Here is a 19338-nt window from a genome sequence, read left to right as displayed (position 1 = left end):
TTTTAGCACCATTTCTTTGAAACATAGCACAGAACGGGCTATAATTCGTTCGTTAGTCTAAATACAAAATGTTGGGGAAATAAATAATGGATAATCAAACACGAACTCGCCGTGATGCGGATAAACCAAAAAAACACAAAAAATCAAAAATGAAAATTATTATTGCAGTCATTGTTGCATTACTCGTAGCTGCCGGAGCGTATGGAGCGTATACATATCACAATGCCAAGGTGGCTTTGAAAGATACGTATAACCCACTTGATCCTAATTTCAAACCAGCTCGTGATGTTTCACAAGTTTTGAAGGACGGTAAGCCCATTTCGATTCTCTTGTTAGGGACTGATACCGGTTCATTGGATCGCAGCTACACAGGTCGGACAGACTCAGTGATGATTGCGACTGTTAACCCTAAAACGAAGACCACAACGTTGGAATCAATTCCCCGTGACTCAATGGTCTCAATTCCTGGGTTTGAACAAACTTTCCCAATGAAGATTAATGCCGCCTATGAATTCCCAACAACTGATGGGAAGGGACACCCTGAAACAACAATTAAAACGTTGCAAGATTTCTTGAACGTGCCAATTGATTTCTACGCGTTGATCAACATGGGTGGTTTGCAAACGATGGTTGATAAAGTTGGTGGTGTGACCGTTAAATCACCACTTACGTTCACATACAAACCAAATAATAAGAAACCTAACACGTACAAGTTCTACAAGGGTAAGACCGAATATAAGTATGCACCAGATGGCAAGAACTTCAAGCCACACACTGTCATGAATGGGGCTGCAGCGTTGGCCTTCTCACGGATGCGTTATACTGACCCATTGGGTGACTACGGTCGTCAAAAGCGTCAACGTTTGGTCTTAACGGCATTAGCTAAGCAAGCTGATGATTTGGCAAACTTGTTGACCCCTGGGTTCTTTGAATCAATGTCAAAGAATGTGCAAACCAACTTGTCATTCAACGATTTGATGACGATGGCTTCTAAGTATCGTGTCGCAACTAAGACAATTAAGTCTGAACACATGCAAGGGGTTGGCTACATGTACAATGGCCAATCATTCCAAGTGATTCCTGATGGTAACCGTCAAGAAGCCACTAATATTTTACGTAAAAGCTTAGGCTTACAAGCTAAACCAACTGGTAACCGTTTTGCGGGTCAAGTAACAAACGGCGTGCAAATTCCCGAGTTCCCAACTGTTGGTGGCGGAAATTAAAAACTAACTTCAAATCGGCTGAGGGACTCGTCCTAAGCCAACCTAAATAGCCCGATGTCGCCAAAAGACATCGAGCTATTTTTTTGCTTCCGTGTAATAAAGTGGTTATCGCGTTGCTTGAAATTGAATTTTGGTGGTTTTAAGAGCTGAAATGGTGTTTTAAGAAAAATAACATTTTGTTTGGTAAATTGGTTGTATCATGGGTTGGTGTTGAAAGTTATTCAACATCAACCTTAACAATTCCACTTGCGGAAACAATTGTTGGTACTTTGGGGCTTTATGTAGCAACAAAGAAGAAGTAATACATTTCATAACTAATGCATTGTGATGAAATCCGCATACAACTACGTATGCGGGTTTTTTAGGAGAAAAAGATATGGTGTTTGATTTTAAGAGGACGCGGGTTATTGCGCAACATAGTATTAAGGAACAGATAAAAACGTCCGCTTTTTGGACTTCAGCACTATGGCCAATAACGAGCATGTTGTTACTGGTTTCATATGTAGTGATTAAGTATGGTGACTCTGATGTTGGAATAGCATTTGCAAGTAAATTTTTACCACAAATCATGGCACCATTGCTTACAGTTATGTTGATTATCCCGTACATGGGGATGATTGCAGCGAGTATTGTTGAAGATAAAACATCGAAGTTGTCAGAATTATTAATTGCACAAACGGGTTTTAAGGCCCAGGTATTGGGTAAATTTTATGCAACACTTTTACTAGTTTGCGGTAATTTATTGAGTACTTTTGTTGTCTTATTGTGGGTTGATAAATATTTACATTCACAAATTATTAGAAATCTAATTCATTATTACGCTGGCTGGCAAGTAATTAATTTAACGATGTCAATACTGCTTACGGTTGGGTTCACGCTAGTGTTGTCAATTTGGCGTTCTGCAAATTATCGTGATGAGGAACAACTTAGTAAAACTACATGGGATTCGGTTGTTGTGGCTATGGTAATTGTAGTATTTGCCACAAGCTTAATTAAATCTAATGTAGCTAATAATTTGTTTTTTCAATACATTAGTATGATTATTCCAGGCATTGGTGACATTTTTATAGGCAGTACTATTTCTGTCAAATGGTATATGGCTGTAGTAATGTATGGAATTCACATAGTAATTTTGTCGCTTAGCTTGAAGTATGTTATTCGGTATTACAGCGTACACATTCTTAGCAAGCATTGAGATAAGGAGTATAAGATGCCTAATAATAGAACGCAAATTTTAATTGTGGCACAACGGACGATAACTAAGTGGCTTAAAAAGCCATTTTTTTGGCAAGCAATGCTTTTGCCAATCGTGATAATCATAGTTGGAATGTTAGTTACACAAGGATCGTCGAAGGGAAGTTTATCCCACCAAGATATAATAACGCTTACTAATGGCATGCTTGCTTTTTATCTGCTGATTATGAGTTATATGTATTGCAATATTAGTGCAGTAGAAATTTCAGAAGAGAAAACATCAAAGTTAATGGAATTAATTTTATCATTTAGTTCCACGAAGGCTCAGCTTTTTGGAAAAATAACGGGGGTTATTGGTCTGTTATTAATCAATACAGGAATTTATTTAGTGTCTTTCAAATTGATATTTATATTCACGCCAAAATTGTTAGTTTTTCAAAAAGTGGTACAAGAATTGAGCGCTCCAAAGGTGATGTTTCTAGTAGTGGATATTCTAGGTGCGATGCTTTGGCTAATTGAAGCAGGAACCGAAGTTGGAATGTATGTCAGTCAAAAAAAGCAGGTTCAAGGATCGATATTTCCTTTTGTGTTAGCAATCGGAATGGCGATTTCGTTAGCGCTGATGCCAATGTCAGCTTGGAGTGAAGCGGGTATGGGGTGGTTCTATAAAGTATGCTTGCTTTCGCCGTTAGTAGGGCCAATTTGCTTACCAACAAGTTTAGTAGATGGGGAGATAGATTATGTATTTGCCTGGATTGCATTAATGATTAATCTACTAGAGGCGGTTTTTCTTATAGTATGGATGCTCCCGAAGCAATATAAGATAGCTTATTTAAGCAAGAAAACAAGCAGCCCTTATATGCAAGCATTTAATAATGAATTGAAAATTATTGCACATGATACTACTGAGTGAAAAGAGGTTGATAATGAAGGGGTATAGACGATGTATACGGGTTAGCTAGTACTGTTTATTGTCGTTTATTGGATATTAACTAAACAGCACAATATGAAATTTCAGCCGAATTTCTTATTAATTTTTATATGGATTATAAATTAATAAAACAAATACGTAGGCAATATATGGGGTGGTTACGATGATTGAGTTAAAAAACGTTAGTAAACAATTTGGTAATAAACAAGCGTTATTAAATTTATCCTTTTCGCTGAAAGAAGACGAGATTTTAGGCCTTATTGGCCAGAATGGCGCGGGAAAATCGACAACATTTCGGACGATTCTCAATTTTATTCAGCCCAGTTCGGGTGAAATTTTATGGAATAATAATAAGCTAACTGAAAAAAATTATAGAGAAATTAGCTTTATGCCAGAAGAGCGAGGGTTGTACCAGAAAGAAAGTATTGAAAGCCAAATGATTTACTTTGGTGCATTACACGGAATGAAAAGAGCGGAAGTAAGGCATGAATTAAAAATTTGGATGGATCGATTAAATGTTGTTGGAAAAATGACCGATCGGGTGGAGTCGTTGTCAAAAGGAAATGCGCAAAAAGTGCAATTAATTGTGAGTATGTTTGCACATCCTAAGTTACTTATATTGGATGAGCCATTTTCGGGATTAGATCCAGTGAATGTTGAATTATTAATGAATGAAGTGCTCCGCTTACGAGATGAAGGAACAATGATAATATTTTCTGACCATAACATGGCAAACGTGGAGCATATATCTGACAAAATTATAATGCTTAAGAATGGTAAAACTGTTTTAGATGGACGTCCGGATGAGATACAAAAAAAGTACGGTCGCTTGGAATTACGGATTGATGGGTATAAAGATATTGCGCTATTAAAGCAATATAAAAGCGTGCTTGAATGTACGATTGATAACCAAGGTGTCGCAAATTTAAAGTTAGCCAATGAAGAAGTTGGGAAATTAATTTATGATAAGGTGGTTTCAACGGGTTATGTACCAGTGTTTGATCAACATTATCCAAGTTTAGATGAAATTTTTCGACATGAGGTTAACCTAGGATAAATAATATAAGAAAAAACCTATCTTAATTCAATTAATGATAGAATTATAACAAGCCAGCTTTTTTGAAACACAATACCGCTAAATTTATTAGAAATGGTTGGTTTGCTGGTGGGGACTACAGCCAGTATTGCAATGGGTAAAACAGCGGTAGTATCTGCCGATAGCCAAAATGTTTCGGCTTTTGCCGCAAATTCAAGTACAACTAAAAAAAGCATCTGGAAAATTCTATTCGGATGAATTATATTTCTGTGGGGAATTTATTTGCCAATGAGTACCTCAATAATTTTGTATTGCTTGTTGTAGTGTATATTTTTAATTGGCGGTATATACGACATAGTCGATTAATTCATGTGGTAAATTTAGGGTTCTGGGTTGTTTCTCCGTTACTAACGGGAGAATCTACCTTATTTTATTATTTCTATTTATTGGTCTGTGTTTTAATAACAAAAAATTTAAAAAATGCTAGGGTAATTGAGATTGGCTATTATCTTTCATTCGTGATTTTGCTAATGTCTTCGATGGTTGGTGATGTCATTACGCTAATGATGACAGGAAAATACGTGAGAAATAACATTGAGTTTGTGCTAGCAACAAACGTTATTGCGTTAATAATTGGTATTGGGGTTGCAGTGTGGTTCAAAAAAATTCTTAATTTGACAAACGTGACGCGAGCTATTTTTGATAAAAAAATTGAAAATATTACGGTAAGTAGTATTCGATTATATATGATTATCATTTCTGGATTGGTAATTGTTCTCCAAATATATGGAATACAACAAAAATATGAAATAATAGCAACTACGGTTTCACTTATATTGATAGGGGCACTTTTAAGTTACATTCGAAAAATGGATGTTATTGCTAGTGAGTTTGTCAATGCGGAGTCATTACAGGTGGAGTATCGTTATCTCCAAAAATACAATGTTTTACTGCGTAATACGAATAATCAAGCGAGAGCATTGAAGCATGACATGAACAATATACTTGTTGTTGCTCATCAAATGGCAGTAGATGAAGAAGTTGAAGAATTGACAAATTACTTAGACGGGACTATTAAAACGCTTAGTCAGTCTTTTATTGGATTAAGCATTTGGGGTGAATTAAGCAAAATTAGGTCAGTAATCTTAAAAGAAATTTTACAGGCTAAAGTTAGTGAGCTGCTTCAAAATAATGTTACAGTTCGAGTTAGTGTGGATGAAGGATTTGACACAATATTAGACGCTGTTGATATTGTACGAATTATTGGAAATGTGATGGATAATGCGTTAGAAAATTTGAAGACTATGAGCGAACAAAATCAATTGATTGAGCTAGTTCTATTAAATACTAATCGTGGAAATTCAATAATTATTAGTAACGTGGTGGATTCAAAGGTTGATTCTACGAAAATTTTGGCAAAAGGTTACACAACTAAGAAAAATCATGAAGGGCAGGGCTTGGTTAATGTTCAGAAAATTTTCAGTGCATATCCCAATTCTTCATTTAGTATTTCAACAAAAGCCGGTCGATTTACAATTAAAATGAATAACATATAGAGGGGTTAATATGGTTGATATTTTTTTATGTGAGGATAATCCGCAGTTGTCAAAGATATATTTACAATATATAAGGAATAAAGTGTTGATTGAAGCTTACGATGCGGATGTTACGTGTAACACAAATACTCCTTATGATGTAATTGAATATCTTCAAAATAATGTTGTGAGCGGCGGCATTTATTTTTTGGATATTGAGTATGACGACGTAGAAATAAATGGCATTGATTTAGCTGTAAGAGTTAGAGAATTGGATAGTCAGGCATTTATTGTTTTTATTACGTCGCATGATGAACTAGTTATGACTGCGCTTGAAGCGCGGGTTGAAATTTTAGATTACATTATAAAGTCAATGGGTCAAGAAATGATTCAGCGGCGTATTGGTGATGATTTAGGGGCTGCTGTGACTAGACATATGATTGTGGCACACGAGACGCAACAGCAATTTATATATTTCATTAATTCAATCCAATATTCTGCAAATATAGATCGTTTTTTTTACTTAGAAACGGATTATGGGGATCACAAATTACTGCTCCATCTACAAGATGAAGTAGTACAAATTAATGGTGATTTGAAATTATTCTTAGCCGATAATGAATTTTTAGTACAAGTTCAAAGGGGAATAGTGGTTAACAAAGAAAAAATAAAGCGTTTTGATGCGAAAGAAAAAGTCCTATATCTAAGTGATAATATTAATGTTCCGGCTAGCAAGCATTACATGAAATTAATATGAGTTTTAAAACCATTCTAAGCCAACCTAAATAGCCCGATGTCGCCAAAAGACATCGAGCTATTTAGGTTGCGTGTAACAGGCTTAGTTTTGTTGTGCCATAATGGCGGGTAATACCACACTATCAACTAATTCAATGCCAAACCCTGGTGTGAGATCGGTTTGGCTAATGATAGCCTGATAAAGCACCAAGTTAAACGGCATGAGTTTGACGTAATCAGTCACGGTGTGTTTGATTTCACCTGTAAGTTGCGCTTGGCTCAGAACGCGTTCCATATAGAATAATTCTTGTTGGCGCATGTCCTCAAAAATCTTTTGAACTTCGGGACTGTTACGACCGAGTTCAAATAATAACGCCCGCATAAATGGATTCGAGACGTGAAAGTGGTTGACGATACTAATTAAATTTTCGCGCAAAGTATGACCGGTAAAATCAACCGCAGGAGCATCGTCGCTACCATCGTGTGAGAAATATTGGACGGCGTCGAAAAGCATGGCGAAGGGGCTATCCCAGCGCTTATATAGTACCGTTCGGGCGGTTTCAGCCTGGCGGGCAACGTTGGCAAAAGTTACTTTTTCAAAACCAGCCGTATTCAAAATATCGAGCGCAGCGGTATAAATTGCGCGGGTGAGGGCCTCGCCAGAGCGCCGGGTCGTATTTTTTTTATCGGTAATATTATCTGACATTATTTTAGCTCCTTCAGGATATAATTCGGTGTAGTGCAGGTTATGTACTATGTTAGATTATAACACGGAGTATGTGGATATTTGGTGATTAAGATACGTTTTGTAGCTAAAAACGCACAAAATGGTTGTAATGTTGAAAATGAGGGTGTATGATGATTTTTGTAGATAGATACAGTTTGTAGCTTAATAACAGACGAAAAATATCTACCTGGTGAATTTAAGTGAAGCATATTTGTCAGGTAGATACACGTAGTATGTATCCTCAATAATCTATTACGAGGTATATATCATGACTCAACAAACTACTCAAACTAAGCAAGCGGCGATTCCAAAGCCCTTGCTGACAATCGCCTGGATTCTGGTGCTGGGGTCAATGGCACCGATGCTAGATTCGACGATGGTGAATATCGCAGTGAACACACTGAGTGTCGATTTTCACACCAAATTAGCCGTTGTTCAATGGACAATCACTGGTTTTGCACTTGCTATGGGTGGCGCAATTCCATTTTCTGGCTGGTTGGTCAACCGTTTCTCCGGTAAATTAGTGTATTTATGGGCGGAGGTGGCCTTTGGAATCACTTCACTAATGGCAGGCATGGCATGGAATATTGATTCCTTAATTGTTTTCCGGTTGCTCCAAGGTTTTGCAGCGGGATTAATTATGCCACTCTTAACTACGCTGCTTGTTGACGCGGTGGGCGGCGACAAAATGGGCCGCGTGATGGCCATTGTCGGTGTGCCAATGACGTTAGGGCCGATGCTCGGACCAATTATCGGTGGGATAATCGTGCAATCTAGTTCTTGGCGCTGGATTTTCTTCATCAACGTCCCAATCGTCATCATTGCTTCAATTTTGATGATAAAGAAAGTACCTGCAATCGCCCCTAAAAATCGAGAAGCCAAATTCGATGGCCTAGGCGTGTTCTTACTCGCAGCAATTTCGGGAATGATTGTTTACGGTGTTGTACAAGCCAGCAACTACGGTAACTTTACTAATCGTGACACCTTAAGTTATATCGGTGCTGGGGTGGTATTGCTAGTGGTCTACATCATTTATGCGATCATACGCAAGGACAAAGCCACGCTTCCGCTGCACTTGTTTAAGTACCGTAACTTTACGGGATCAATGGTTGGTTTATTTCTAGCTGGATTTATCACCAGTGGACCAATGATTCTATTGCCACTGTTCTTTCAAGATGTCCGCGGCGCAAGTGTCGTAATAGCGGCGATTGCCCTAATTCCTCAAAGCGTGGGGATGCTCATCTCACGTGGGATTATTGGCCGCATGATTGATTCAATTGGAGCTCGGTGGGTTGTAATTATCGGTGTCTTGATCGATATTGTCGGGACATTGCCATTCGTGTATTTTGATGCAAAATCAGCATATTGGTTAATTGGCATTATCATGTTCATCCGTGGTATCGGTGGTGCAGCGGTCGTATCGGCACTGATGGCGGATGCATTCGTCGGTATACCTAAAGCTGATTCGGCATCAGCATCAATGGGCACCCGGATGCTACAACAAGTTGGTGGTGGTTTTGGCGCAGCACTGCTGTCGACAGTGGTCGCAGGCTACATTAGTACACACCACGTTACCCAAGCAACGCAACTTGCCGGTGCCTATCAACAAGGGTTCCTGTGGTCAACAATCTTAGTGCTTATCATTTTGATTCCAGCATTTATGTTGACTAATAAGATTAAACTGAAGTAATTTTCAGCGATAACGATTATTTGGATATGAGGGAGGATTCGCATTTTGCGAGTCCTTTTTTGGTTAAAATATTTTTTCTGTTTTCGGAGACGAATTGACCAGATAGGCGTAGGGTGAAAATTTAGAGCAAAAAAAAGCGTAGCCGTTGGGGGCTACGCTTACAAAACCACAAATGTTTCACATGAAACATTTGCTAGTCGTTATTACCTTCTGATTGGGCCACGTCATCCTTCAACGTGTCTAAATCAACCGTGTGGTCACGGAAGGCTTGGTTAGCAATTGGGAAGTGTTGTTCAAAGTTTTCAAAAATTTGGAGTTCACCTTTGATGTTTGTACCGGCAAAATCAAGAATGTGCCCACCAAATTGGCGGTCATCACTTAAGAAGTGCAGGTGCCAACCGGCTGCAGTTAAGCCTCCGAAAAGTTCAGGTGAGAAATAACCGATTATTGTACCAGTGACATTATCAGTTTCAAAAACTGGTTGGTTTTCGGTAACTTCCAAGAGACTTGGGTAAGGTGGGAATTGCTTCGGTGCTACGCGAACTTTGACGTGTGAAAAAGTTCCGTGTAATTTAACTGAGGCAAAAACATTTTGCAAGTTTTCTAAATCAACTAATTTATGCGTTAAAACATCGAAACTACATGTTTCAAAATCAATTGCTTTATCACTTTCCATGTAGTGCACTGAGGCAAATGGCAGGGTAGTCGTTGAATCGGTGATGTGGTTAACAGTACCAGTTTCGTCAGCTTGATAAACTTCACCATCAACAATAATCACTTCACCGTTCAAACCATGTAACGTCCCAATGCCAGTATCGCCGTGCTTAAGTAAATCAGCCACCGTAATACTACCTTCCATATCACCGGCCATCAGCATTGCTAAGGTTCCATGTTCATAAAGTGTATTTGTACTCATATATTTTCCTCCTAAGTGAATGTAAAAGCTATGTAAGCTGACAAGCTAATGAAGTAACGATTAGCTTGTCAGAAAATTATTTATTAACCCATTTGTGAGCCAATTAATTGGCCACCTAATTCGTAGTTGTGTGAGTAATCCACTGGAATATCAACGACAACCGGTCCTTCAGTTGCAAAGGCTTGATCCAAAACAGATTGTAATTGATCAGGGCTATCAACACGTAACCCAGTTGCGCCCATACTTTCGGCGAACTTAACAATGTCGATGGGTCCAAGCTTCACGCCGGCTGAACGATCGTATTTCATTTCTTCTTGGAATTCAACCATGTTGTAATGGTAGTTATCGTTCCAAACGATTGAAACGGTGTTCAAACCAAGACGGACGGCGGTTTCGAGTTCAGGGCCTGAGAAGAAGAAACCACTATCACCAGAAACAGAAACCGACTTAGCGTCTGGACGAACTAACGCGGCAGTCATCGCCCATGGTAAACCGACACCAAGCGTTTGCATACCGTTACTAATCAACAAGTGACGTGGAACGTATGAACGGAAGTGGCGCGCCATCCAGATATAGTGGGAACCAATATCGAGTGAGACGGTCATATCATCGGTGACGTGTTCTTGAATTGCCTTAACAACGGCTAAAGGATGGTTCAAGTGAGCTTCAGCTGGTGTGTAGTTAGGTTCGTCAGCAGCTAATAATTCAGCTTTGAATTCACCTAACTTAGCAACAGTTTCGGCTGGCAAAGTGTGACCAACGAGGTCCGTCTTTAATTGACGTAAACTGGCAGCCATGTCACCAATCAATTGAGCTTCAGGCAGGAAGTTATTGTCAATTTGAGCAGCGGTAGTATCAAGGGTGACGATGTGTAAGTTCGCTTCCTTGTTCCAGTTACGAGGTTCGTATTCGATGGCATCGTAACCTAAAGTAATTACCAAATCACTTTGTTGGAGTAACTTATCACCAATTTGGTTACGGAATAAGCCGACGCGGCCAAAGAATGTTTCGGCTTCGAGTTCGCGTGAAATGGCACCAGAACCTTGGAAAGTTTCAACAACTGGGAACGGAATTACGGCCAGCAATTCTTGCAAGGCAGCCACAGCTTCATCACTAGAGCCCCGCATACCAACTAAGAAAACTGGTAACTTAGCTTGCTTGATACGGTCGGCTAAGTTAGCTAAATCTGTCGTAGCAGCAGCCCCCATTTTAGGGTCAGCGGCAGCTGGTAAGGCGCTGGTAGTAACTTCAGCATCGTCAACGTCTTGTGGCAAGCTAATGAAAGCTGCCCCAGGCTTTGGCCCATTAGCCGCTGCAAAAGCGTTACCCATGATTTCTGAAATGTTATTTGGATCTTGAATTTCCACGCTGTAACGAGTGATTGGTGCAAATAATTGAGCTGCCGGGGTGCTTTGGTGTGTCAAACGGTACAAGTCTTTACGTGGTACTTGACCACCGATGGCAATCACGGCGTCACCTTCAGCGTTGGCAGTCATCAAACCAGTTACCAAATTACCAACACCAGGACCTGAAGTTGCAATCATCGCACCAGTTTTACCAGTAATTCGGGCAAAAGCTTGTGCCATAAAGGCAGCGTTTTGTTCATGACGGGTAACCACTAACTTAGGTGCCTTTTGGCCATCGGCAGGGTGTTCTAATGTTTCAAACAAGCGGTCAATCTTGGCACCAGGAATTCCGAAAATTAAATCGACGCCGTGGTTAGTCAAGCTATCCACGACGATGTCAGCACCGTGCTTTTTTGTGTCTGTCATAGTATTTAAATCCTCTTTAATAAAATGTTTGTCGAGTATTTTTAACGACGGGTGAACTTCACAATTGCTTCAACGCGTGAAGTTTGTGGGAACATGTCGATTGATTGAATATATTCCACATTGTAAACCTCCACCAAGTCCACTAAATCGCGGGCAAGGGTTGAGGGGTTACATGAAATGTAAACAAATTTTTCTGGTTCAACGGCTAAGATTGCATCACGTAAGTATTCATCAAGTCCAGTACGTGGTGGATCGACAATCAATGCATCCGGCCGCCAACCTTCTTGAATCCATTGCGGAATCAAGTCTTCAGCCGCACCGACTTCGTAGCGGGCATTGGTAATCCCGTTCAATTCAGCATTGCGGTTAGCGTCGTCGATTGATTCAGCAATTGTATCCATACCACGGACAAAACCAGCTTTATCCGCTAATGAGATACCAAGGGTACCAACACCAGAGTAAGCATCGATTAAGTTATCAGCATGGGTCAAATCTAAGGCACTGATTGCTTCGTTGTATAAACGTGCTGTTTGCTTGGGATTCAATTGCAAGAACGCCCGTGGTGAAAGTTGGAATTGCTTACCGTTAATTGTTTCGGTGATGTATGGGTTACCATCAAGTAAGACCGTTTCGTCGCCCCAAATTAAGGAAGTTTCACCAGGGTTGATGTTTTGGTTGATTGAAGTCACTTCGGGGAGCTTTTCGTGAATAGCTTCAATGATTTTACGTGAACCAGGCAACTTCTTTGAGTTCGTTACCAAGGTTACTTGAACTTCGTGGGTACTTTCAGAAACCCGCGCAATGATGGTCTTAACAATCCCAGATTTTGCTTCTTCGTTGTAGATTGGCGTGCCAAGGTCTTCGAGAATTGAACGGATAACCCGCACAGCCTTCATCGTTGCAGGGTGTTGTGTTGAAACTTCAGGTAAGTCCACAAGTTCGTGGGTACCCATTTTGAACATTCCAGTCGCAACCCGACCGTCAATCATGCGGACAGGGAATTGCGCCTTGTTCCGGTAGTGGAACGGCTTATCCATGCCGATGGTTGGCAATAATTTGTAGTTTTGGTAGCCGCGTGGTTTGAATTTTTCCAATGATTGGAGAATTACGTCAACTTTGAATTTGAGTTGAGCGTCGTAGTTCATGTGTTCCAAATCAAACCCGCCCACGATACCTGCGTATTCGTCCACAGTATCAACGCGATCAGGTGAAGCTTCACGGATTTTGTGGATTTTAGCAGAGAGGTACTTAGGGTGAACTTTCGTAACTTCGGCGATGACGACTTCATCAGGCAAAGCGCCGGGGATGAAGGTAATCTTGCGCTTGTAGTAGCCGATACCTTCCCCGTTAATACCAAGGCGCTTGATGGTCAATGGAAAACGTTGACCAACTTCAACCTCTGGTTCAGGTTCAGCATCACGACGATCGTATGAATTACGACGATCGTTACGTGAATTAAAAGGACGAGAAGAACGATTATCGCTCTTGCCGTAAGAATTATTATTATTTTGGTAGGCCATGATGGCTCCTTTTCTGATAGGGTACAAAGTTCACAACGAACAGCTGAGTGATTAACTCACAAAAAGTAAATACAAGTTTATTATACCCCGAATTACGACAGTTGGCAGGCATGTACGACTTATTGTTTGCTTCACAAATTAATCGGCTAATAAAGAAAACCGATTTAGACGAAAAATCATCTAAATCGGTTGAGTTTGTGCAGTTTAATTTTTGTAGAGGCCTTTTTGTTTGGAATAATTGGTTAAGTGAACTAATGGTTTTTCTTCGGAACCAAAAGCAACGCCAAACCAGTCAGACCAGTTGCGTGGTACGGCTTCACCACGTTCGGCATAATATTTAGTCATGCGGTCATTGTATTCAGCGACGGCATTTTCAGCTTGGGTAGGTTGGTAAGTATCAGTCATCAACACACCATCTAAACTTAAGCGTGGCTTTAAATCAGGCATGTGTTCTGTATCAGGGTAACCTAATGCAAAACCGATTACTGGCTTCACCATTGCTGGCAATTGAAGTTTGGCATCAATGGAATCAACGCTCATTAATGCGGCACCGAGTTCAACTGCGCCTAAGCCGATTGATTCAGCTGCCAAGTGGGCATTTTGCACCGCCATGCCGGCGCTGAAAACAGCCCACTCAGTCATTTGGGTGTTACCAAAGTTACTGTGCATCACTGCTTGTTGGGCATCTGATTGAGGTAACATCAACTTAGTAAAGTCGACTGCCACAATAAAGAAACGAGCGGCATTGCTGATTGAAGGCTTTTTAACGGCTTGGGCGAGTTCATCGCGGAATGCTTGGTCAGTTATTTCGATGAAAGAATAAGCTTGTTGATTCATTGAAGTAGAAGCCATTTGCGCAGCGCCGATAATTGTAGCGATTTGTTCATCAGTGACAGGTTGGTCGGTGAATGAACGAATCGTGCGATGTTTCATCATTAAATCAATTGTTGGATTTGTCATTTTATCGTATATTTCCTTATTTTTTGTATGTAGTCATTGTAACTCTTTGCACAAGCTCTATGCAAGTCTTTGTGAAAATATCACAAAGGTTAAATGTGTGGGAATTGGTTTGCTGGGAAATAATGCTGGCAACGGTGGATAACTTTGTGGATAAAAAAGTGGGACTGTTACTTGGCTAATCTTTAGTATGCCATATTTAACCATTAGGTAAGGGGGATTACGAGCATTTTTAATGAAATAATGATTTTTGGGGTCGGGGTATACAATGTCCGGCCTGCAAAACAAGTCGGACTTCTCCTTATCTTGGTAAGGAGAAGTCTTCCTTGTTAACGTACGAAAAAACCGCCAGCATGTTTGCTGACGGTTCCTTTAACTTATTAATGTAGCTTAAAATTCGGCTTCGTTGGGGTTCAAGTGTGAACCGAACTTACCAGTAAGACCGTCAATAACAGCAGTGTCATCGGCTGATAAAACAAAGTCGAAGAGTTCACCGTTTTCAATGATACGGGCTTCGTGAGTTGACTTAGGCAATGGTAAGAAGCCCTTGTCCAAGCTCCAACGCAAGACTACTTGAGCAACTGACTTGTTGAGCTTGTCAGCAACAGCCTTCACTTCTGGCACGTCGAAGATTCGACCGGTACCAAGTGGTGAGTAAGCTTCGTTCAAGATGTTGTGTTCGTTATCGAAGGCAACCAATTCAGCTTGAACATCAGAAGGGTTCAAGAAAAGTTGGTTAACCATTGGCTTGATTACTGCCGTCTTGAATAATTCTTCTAAGTGTTCGATTTGGAAATTTGAAACACCGATAGCCTTAGCTTGACCAGCATTGTAAACTTCTTCCATTGCACGCCATGAGCCGGCGTTACGAGCAGCCCATTCAGAACGGAGTGCCTTAGGATTTGGCCAGTGAATCAAGTAAAGATCAACGTAGTCCAAGCCAAGCTTCTTCAATGAAACGGCAAAGGCAGCTTTAGTTTCTTCGTAGCCGTGATCATCGTTCCAGAGCTTAGTAGTTACGAATAAATCTTCGCGGGCAACGCCAGAATCAGCGATGGCCTTACCAACGGATTCTTCGTTACCGTAAGCAGCGGCAGTATCAATGTGACGGTAGCCGGCCTTGATTGCATCCAAAGTTGCTTGGTAGGCAACATCACCATCAGGGGTTTGCCAAGTACCAAAACCCACAACTGGAATTTTGACATCGTTTGCTAAAGTGTAAGTATCAGTTAATGACATAGTTTTAAAATCCTCCATAAATAAGGTGAGTGACTTTTCAATAAGCTTATAATAACACTTAGAGTTCACTCCAAGGCAAGTGTTTTGATAATAAAAAATAAGCAAAAGTTGATTATCTTCATAAGTTGTTCGCAAATGACTGTTAGAATAGGTTCAAAAGCTTGGAATGGAGTTGCGGATGATTAAAAAGATAATTTATATTGCCTTAGGTGCAATTGCCTTTGGATTTGGGACGTTAGGTATTTGGGTACCTGGGTTGCCAACAACACCGCTGTACTTATTAGCGGCTTGGCTATGGAGTCGGAGTTCAGAACGTTTGAACAATTATTTGTTAAGCCGCCCAGCCTATCAAAAATATGTCCAACGCCCATTTATTGAACGCAAAATGCAGCCGAAATCATTATTGAAGATGCACATCGGCGTTGGCGCGATGATGTTGATTTCAACATTACTGGTGCGACAAACATGGTTCAGTCTGATGATGGCATTCTTGTTCGTTGGACATATTGTTGGGATGCGCTGGTACTTCCGTGATATGTTGCGGGCGCCAGTTGCTGAAGAAGCAGAATGAATTAAGTGAGTTATATCAACAGTTACAGCCATTTTTCGCATGTTAATAAGCCGGATTTCCACCTTACTAGATAAGGAGAAATCCGGCTTATTTTGTGGGCTGGACAATTTATGTCCTAGCCCTTTTGTGTTTCACATGAAACATATTTTAGAATAACGTTTTTAACAATATAATTGCGAGGGCGACTTGGAAGACCATGACCACGGCGCCGTAAATCGCCAGGTTCTTACCAGATTTAATGAAGGCAACCAAGTTAAGGTTCAAACCAATGGCAGCTAAGGCCGTGACTTCAAACCAACTACTAATAGTATGTGCGGTACCACTAATAATTGTTGGGAAGTGAAGGGAACTGTTTAAAATACAGAGAATGAAGAAACCTAAGACGTACCAAGGAACCCCAATTTTGGCTTTTGTTTCAGTCACGACACCTTGTTTGGCATCGTAATTTTTTTGCATTTTACTGAAAAGCAAAACGACGACGATTAACAAGATAATACGCATGATTTTGAACAAAGTTGCGTAGGTTGCGACCATGTGATTGACCATCAAGCCACTTGCGATAACTTGACCAACGGATTGGACGGTTGCCCCAATTAAACCACCAATGAGGAGGTTGTTATGCCCAAAAACCAGTGGCCCGATAATTGGTAAAATCATCATCAAGACAGTTCCCATCAAGTTAACCATCATGATGGCGGTCCGGCGATCATCGTCTTTCGCTTTGATGACCGGCGCTACTGACGCAATGGCTGAAGACCCACAGATGGCGTTCCCAGTCGACATGAGTAGGGCAGTTTCGCGATTGAACAGGAGACGTTTACCCAGCCAGTAGACAAAGGCGATAGTGGCTGCCATTTGGATAATGATTAGCACCACACCTTGTAACCGTAGTTCGGCGATGGTTTGAAAAGTTACCGTGGCGCCCAAGAGGACAACGGAACCTTCCAATAATTTTTTCTCAGCAAAGCCGGTGCCGACTTTCCATAATAATTGCTTAATCACGGTGTTACCAAGGATAATACCTAAGAAAATGGCAATGGTGGCTGCCCCTAAATGGGGGATGAACTTACTCAAGAATTGGGCAATGATGGCCACCCCAAAACTTAAAGCTAAACCGGGAAGTATCCCGTATTTTTTTTGCATGTTTGACTCCTAATGAATTGCTGAATAACAGTATTAATAATTACATTATCGAAGTATACGCCTTTTTTAAGTATGGCGGTAACGAATTGTTTGTAGAATGGATGGGGATGTTATTTATATGATGTTTAGTAACCTGTATCTGCGTCAATGCCCCATTTTCTATTAAATTACGATGTGTAGTTAAGAAAAAAGCAACCCGATTTCTTTGTTTGAAATCGAGCTGCTTTTCACTTGAAATAATGCCATGCTAACTACGTGGACTATGAATCGAATTTTTTGAAATGCTTTTCTAAGACTTTTTGTAGTTGTGATAGGACCGTTGAGAAGATTGCATAAATGAAAGCGGCAATCAGGTAGGTATCGAGTGGCTGGAAGTTTGCCGCGGCAATTTGTTGTGCCGTTTGCATGATTTCGACCATCGTAATTGCTGATGCCAGTGAGGTGTCCTTTACCAAAGCAATGAAAGAGTTACTCAAAGGTGGAATTGCAATCCGGAATGCCTGTGGTAAGACAACGTAGCGGAAGGTTTTTAGTGGGCTTAAGCCAAGTGACCGGGCTGATTCAAATTGTCCTTGTGGTACCCCAAGAATCGCACCACGGATGATTTCAGACGAGTAGGCACCGGTGTTCAAGGAGAAACCGATGATAGCAGCGGCCCATGTACTGAGTGAAAAACCAGGGAAGGCTTTGGGAATACCGTAGAAAATGATGAATAATTGCAATAGTAATGGCGTACTACGGAATAACCAGACGTAGAATTTATTCAGTGGTTGTAAGATCCAATGAATAAAAAAATTCTTACTTTCTGACATACCGATAAAAGCGGAAGTGACAGCCAAAAGCAAACTAATTGTAAAAGCGATAATTGCCAGCGGAACGGTATACATAAACCCCGCTTTTAATAGTTCACCGAAGTTAGCTTTGAATATTTCAATAAGCATAGGATTCCTCTCATCGTAATTGTAATAGATAAAATTTCAGGCCGGGACACGTGTGTCACCGACCTGAAGTTGATATTAGTTATTTGTAACGTCGCCGTTAAAGTATTTCTTTGATAATTTTTCAAGTGTACCGTCTTCGCGTAACTCGATTAAAGCTTTATCAATTTTAGTCTTGAGTTTAGGGTTACTCTTGCTTAAGATACCCGCAATCTTTTGGATTGGAATTTCTTGACCAGCGTTGATGTAAACTAAGTTGTTCTTAGGGTTAGCCTTTTCGTAAGTTAAGAAGGCTTCACGTGAGTTGATTGTCCCAACGACTTGACCAGATTGGACTAAGTCTAAAGCTTCAGCGAAGCCAGGGACAGGGACAACTTCGGAACCAATGCGCTTGGCATCAACAGCGTTGTTTGATGAAGCCGTTTCAGCAGTTTTTTTGCCCTTGATTTGTGATACGGCGGTGATTGTTGAAGTCTTCTTAACAACTAAGCCAGATTTAGAATACATATATGGCTTGGTAAAGTTGTAAGACTTTTCACGGCTAGGTGTTACAACGACGTTATTGAAAACCACGTCATATTTTTTAACATCAAGACCCGCAATCAACGAATCCCACTTTGATTGGACAAAAACAGGCTTCAAATCCAATTTTTTAGCGACATTGGTAGCAACTTCAACATCAAAACCGGTTAACTTACCGTTTTGGCGGTAGCTGTATGGAGCGTAGGTACCTTCAAGACCGATGGTTAATTTACCGGTAGTGATGGTGTTGCTAGCGTTAGTGGTTGTTGAGCTTTTACCGCAACCAGCCAATACAACGACAATAACAATTGCAAAAGTGGCTAGGAATAGGTTACGTAAAGTAGATTTCATTTGATTTTCCCTTTCAAAAACAAGTTATTATTTGGTGTTTATAGGTACTGCGAATGATTACCATAAACATAAGTAATATTAGACTATCTAGGGGCTACCGTCAATGTATGTATTGAGTATTTGTAAGCGAAAATGTGAGTTTTTTGTGAAGCTTGTCAACTAAGTGGACAATTGTTGAGCTATTTCGATATTAGTCATGTATAATGAAGGCTATATTTTAAAACTTAAGGTTTTGCTAGTCATAAATAAACGCCCCGTATTGTAAAGCACCTAGTGTGAAATGTTGATACGGTGGAAGTTGAAAAAATTTATCAAACTTAGCAGAATCAAACTTAAAC

Annotated in this window: 19 protein-coding genes; 9 read left to right on the top strand and 10 right to left on the bottom strand. The window is 40.4% G+C overall.

The annotated features are described in order from the left end of the window. The first annotated feature begins 86 nt into the window (after positions 1-86). The 5 genes from EQG49_RS06735 to EQG49_RS06720 all read left to right on the top strand — a co-directional run bounded on the left by EQG49_RS06735 (position 87) and on the right by EQG49_RS06720 (position 4405). On the top strand, positions 87-1223 hold the full coding sequence (locus EQG49_RS06735; protein ID WP_133363255.1) for an LCP family protein: 1137 nt from the start codon (positions 87-89) through the stop codon (positions 1221-1223). A gap of 176 nt (positions 1224-1399) precedes the next feature. After that, positions 1400-1525, top strand: a complete 126-nt coding sequence (locus tag EQG49_RS14060) for a hypothetical protein (RefSeq protein ID WP_279232827.1) — start codon at positions 1400-1402, stop codon at positions 1523-1525. 74 nt (positions 1526-1599) lie between these two features. Then, the gene (locus EQG49_RS06730) at positions 1600-2418 is read left to right on the top strand and encodes a hypothetical protein (protein ID WP_133363254.1); all 819 of its coding nucleotides are present in this window, start codon (positions 1600-1602) and stop codon (positions 2416-2418) included. A gap of 15 nt (positions 2419-2433) precedes the next feature. Next, positions 2434-3330: an ABC transporter permease family protein gene (locus EQG49_RS06725; protein WP_133363253.1), complete on the top strand. Its 897-nt coding sequence runs from the start codon at positions 2434-2436 to the stop codon at positions 3328-3330. A gap of 181 nt (positions 3331-3511) precedes the next feature. Continuing rightward, positions 3512-4405 (top strand): ABC transporter ATP-binding protein, encoded by an 894-nt coding sequence (locus EQG49_RS06720; RefSeq protein WP_133363252.1) that lies wholly within the window; start codon positions 3512-3514, stop codon positions 4403-4405. Positions 4406-4422: 17 nt separating this feature from the next. Here EQG49_RS06720 and EQG49_RS06715 read toward each other — a convergent pair whose 3' ends face one another. Continuing rightward, complete coding sequence (locus EQG49_RS06715; protein WP_133363251.1) at positions 4423-4620, bottom strand: hypothetical protein; 198 nt, start codon at positions 4618-4620, stop codon at positions 4423-4425. 18 nt (positions 4621-4638) lie between these two features. Here EQG49_RS06715 and EQG49_RS06710 point away from each other — a divergent pair, with 18 nt between their 5' ends. Both EQG49_RS06710 and EQG49_RS06705 read left to right on the top strand, forming a co-directional pair. After that, positions 4639-5940, top strand: coding sequence for a GHKL domain-containing protein (locus EQG49_RS06710; RefSeq protein WP_133363250.1), 1302 nt, complete (start codon positions 4639-4641; stop codon positions 5938-5940). A 10-nt stretch (positions 5941-5950) separates the two neighbouring features. Beyond that, positions 5951-6676, top strand: coding sequence for a LytR/AlgR family response regulator transcription factor (locus EQG49_RS06705; protein WP_133363249.1), 726 nt, complete (start codon positions 5951-5953; stop codon positions 6674-6676). An 81-nt stretch (positions 6677-6757) separates the two neighbouring features. Here EQG49_RS06705 and EQG49_RS06700 read toward each other — a convergent pair whose 3' ends face one another. Beyond that, positions 6758-7360, bottom strand: coding sequence for a TetR/AcrR family transcriptional regulator (locus tag EQG49_RS06700; RefSeq protein WP_243115763.1), 603 nt, complete (start codon positions 7358-7360; stop codon positions 6758-6760). Positions 7361-7649: 289 nt separating this feature from the next. Here EQG49_RS06700 and EQG49_RS06695 point away from each other — a divergent pair, with 289 nt between their 5' ends. Beyond that, on the top strand, positions 7650-9071 hold the full coding sequence (locus EQG49_RS06695; protein WP_133363248.1) for an MDR family MFS transporter: 1422 nt from the start codon (positions 7650-7652) through the stop codon (positions 9069-9071). A gap of 193 nt (positions 9072-9264) precedes the next feature. Here EQG49_RS06695 and budA read toward each other — a convergent pair whose 3' ends face one another. The 5 genes from budA to EQG49_RS06670 form a co-directional block, all read right to left on the bottom strand. After that, positions 9265-9987 (bottom strand): acetolactate decarboxylase, encoded by a 723-nt coding sequence (gene budA / locus EQG49_RS06690; protein ID WP_133363247.1) that lies wholly within the window; start codon positions 9985-9987, stop codon positions 9265-9267. 83 nt (positions 9988-10070) lie between these two features. Continuing rightward, complete coding sequence (gene alsS, locus EQG49_RS06685; protein ID WP_133363246.1) at positions 10071-11759, bottom strand: acetolactate synthase AlsS; 1689 nt, start codon at positions 11757-11759, stop codon at positions 10071-10073. Between the two features lie 41 nt (positions 11760-11800). After that, complete coding sequence (rlmD, locus tag EQG49_RS06680; protein ID WP_133363245.1) at positions 11801-13279, bottom strand: 23S rRNA (uracil(1939)-C(5))-methyltransferase RlmD; 1479 nt, start codon at positions 13277-13279, stop codon at positions 11801-11803. Positions 13280-13483: 204 nt separating this feature from the next. After that, positions 13484-14239: a nitroreductase family protein gene (locus EQG49_RS06675; RefSeq protein ID WP_133363244.1), complete on the bottom strand. Its 756-nt coding sequence runs from the start codon at positions 14237-14239 to the stop codon at positions 13484-13486. Positions 14240-14626: 387 nt separating this feature from the next. After that, positions 14627-15475: an aldo/keto reductase gene (locus tag EQG49_RS06670; protein ID WP_243115762.1), complete on the bottom strand. Its 849-nt coding sequence runs from the start codon at positions 15473-15475 to the stop codon at positions 14627-14629. A 178-nt stretch (positions 15476-15653) separates the two neighbouring features. Here EQG49_RS06670 and EQG49_RS06665 point away from each other — a divergent pair, with 178 nt between their 5' ends. After that, positions 15654-16046, top strand: coding sequence for a YbaN family protein (locus EQG49_RS06665; protein ID WP_133363242.1), 393 nt, complete (start codon positions 15654-15656; stop codon positions 16044-16046). Positions 16047-16193: 147 nt separating this feature from the next. Here EQG49_RS06665 and EQG49_RS06660 read toward each other — a convergent pair whose 3' ends face one another. From EQG49_RS06660 to EQG49_RS06650, 3 genes are all read right to left on the bottom strand, one after another. Further along, positions 16194-17189, bottom strand: coding sequence for a YeiH family protein (locus EQG49_RS06660; RefSeq protein WP_133363241.1), 996 nt, complete (start codon positions 17187-17189; stop codon positions 16194-16196). Between the two features lie 260 nt (positions 17190-17449). Then, positions 17450-18130 (bottom strand): amino acid ABC transporter permease, encoded by a 681-nt coding sequence (locus tag EQG49_RS06655; RefSeq protein ID WP_133363240.1) that lies wholly within the window; start codon positions 18128-18130, stop codon positions 17450-17452. A gap of 75 nt (positions 18131-18205) precedes the next feature. Next, complete coding sequence (locus EQG49_RS06650) at positions 18206-19000, bottom strand: transporter substrate-binding domain-containing protein (protein ID WP_133363239.1); 795 nt, start codon at positions 18998-19000, stop codon at positions 18206-18208. Between the last annotated feature and the right edge of the window lie 338 nt (positions 19001-19338).

This window comes from Periweissella cryptocerci, from assembly GCF_004358325.1.
Taxonomy (GTDB): domain Bacteria; phylum Bacillota; class Bacilli; order Lactobacillales; family Lactobacillaceae; genus Periweissella; species Periweissella cryptocerci.
This window is presented reverse-complemented; position numbering and strand designations above follow the sequence as displayed.

Excerpts from the sequence above, each read along its gene's own strand:
- EQG49_RS06735 (WP_133363255.1), top strand. The coding sequence starts at position 87 with ATGGATAATCAAACACGAACTCGCCGTGATGCGGATAAACCAAAAAAA.
- EQG49_RS06730 (WP_133363254.1), top strand. The coding sequence starts at position 1,600 with ATGGTGTTTGATTTTAAGAGGACGCGGGTTATTGCGCAACATAGTATT.
- EQG49_RS06725 (WP_133363253.1), top strand. The coding sequence starts at position 2,434 with ATGCCTAATAATAGAACGCAAATTTTAATTGTGGCACAACGGACGATA.
- EQG49_RS06720 (WP_133363252.1), top strand. The coding sequence starts at position 3,512 with ATGATTGAGTTAAAAAACGTTAGTAAACAATTTGGTAATAAACAAGCG.
- EQG49_RS06715 (WP_133363251.1), bottom strand. The coding sequence starts at position 4,620 with ATGCTTTTTTTAGTTGTACTTGAATTTGCGGCAAAAGCCGAAACATTT.
- EQG49_RS06710 (WP_133363250.1), top strand. The coding sequence starts at position 4,639 with ATGAATTATATTTCTGTGGGGAATTTATTTGCCAATGAGTACCTCAAT.
- EQG49_RS06705 (WP_133363249.1), top strand. The coding sequence starts at position 5,951 with ATGGTTGATATTTTTTTATGTGAGGATAATCCGCAGTTGTCAAAGATA.
- EQG49_RS06700 (WP_243115763.1), bottom strand. The coding sequence starts at position 7,360 with ATGTCAGATAATATTACCGATAAAAAAAATACGACCCGGCGCTCTGGC.
- EQG49_RS06695 (WP_133363248.1), top strand. The coding sequence starts at position 7,650 with ATGACTCAACAAACTACTCAAACTAAGCAAGCGGCGATTCCAAAGCCC.
- budA (WP_133363247.1), bottom strand. The coding sequence starts at position 9,987 with ATGAGTACAAATACACTTTATGAACATGGAACCTTAGCAATGCTGATG.
- alsS (WP_133363246.1), bottom strand. The coding sequence starts at position 11,759 with ATGACAGACACAAAAAAGCACGGTGCTGACATCGTCGTGGATAGCTTG.
- rlmD (WP_133363245.1), bottom strand. The coding sequence starts at position 13,279 with ATGGCCTACCAAAATAATAATAATTCTTACGGCAAGAGCGATAATCGT.
- EQG49_RS06675 (WP_133363244.1), bottom strand. The coding sequence starts at position 14,239 with ATGACAAATCCAACAATTGATTTAATGATGAAACATCGCACGATTCGT.
- EQG49_RS06670 (WP_243115762.1), bottom strand. The coding sequence starts at position 15,475 with ATGTCATTAACTGATACTTACACTTTAGCAAACGATGTCAAAATTCCA.
- EQG49_RS06665 (WP_133363242.1), top strand. The coding sequence starts at position 15,654 with ATGATTAAAAAGATAATTTATATTGCCTTAGGTGCAATTGCCTTTGGA.
- EQG49_RS06660 (WP_133363241.1), bottom strand. The coding sequence starts at position 17,189 with ATGCAAAAAAAATACGGGATACTTCCCGGTTTAGCTTTAAGTTTTGGG.
- EQG49_RS06655 (WP_133363240.1), bottom strand. The coding sequence starts at position 18,130 with ATGCTTATTGAAATATTCAAAGCTAACTTCGGTGAACTATTAAAAGCG.
- EQG49_RS06650 (WP_133363239.1), bottom strand. The coding sequence starts at position 19,000 with ATGAAATCTACTTTACGTAACCTATTCCTAGCCACTTTTGCAATTGTT.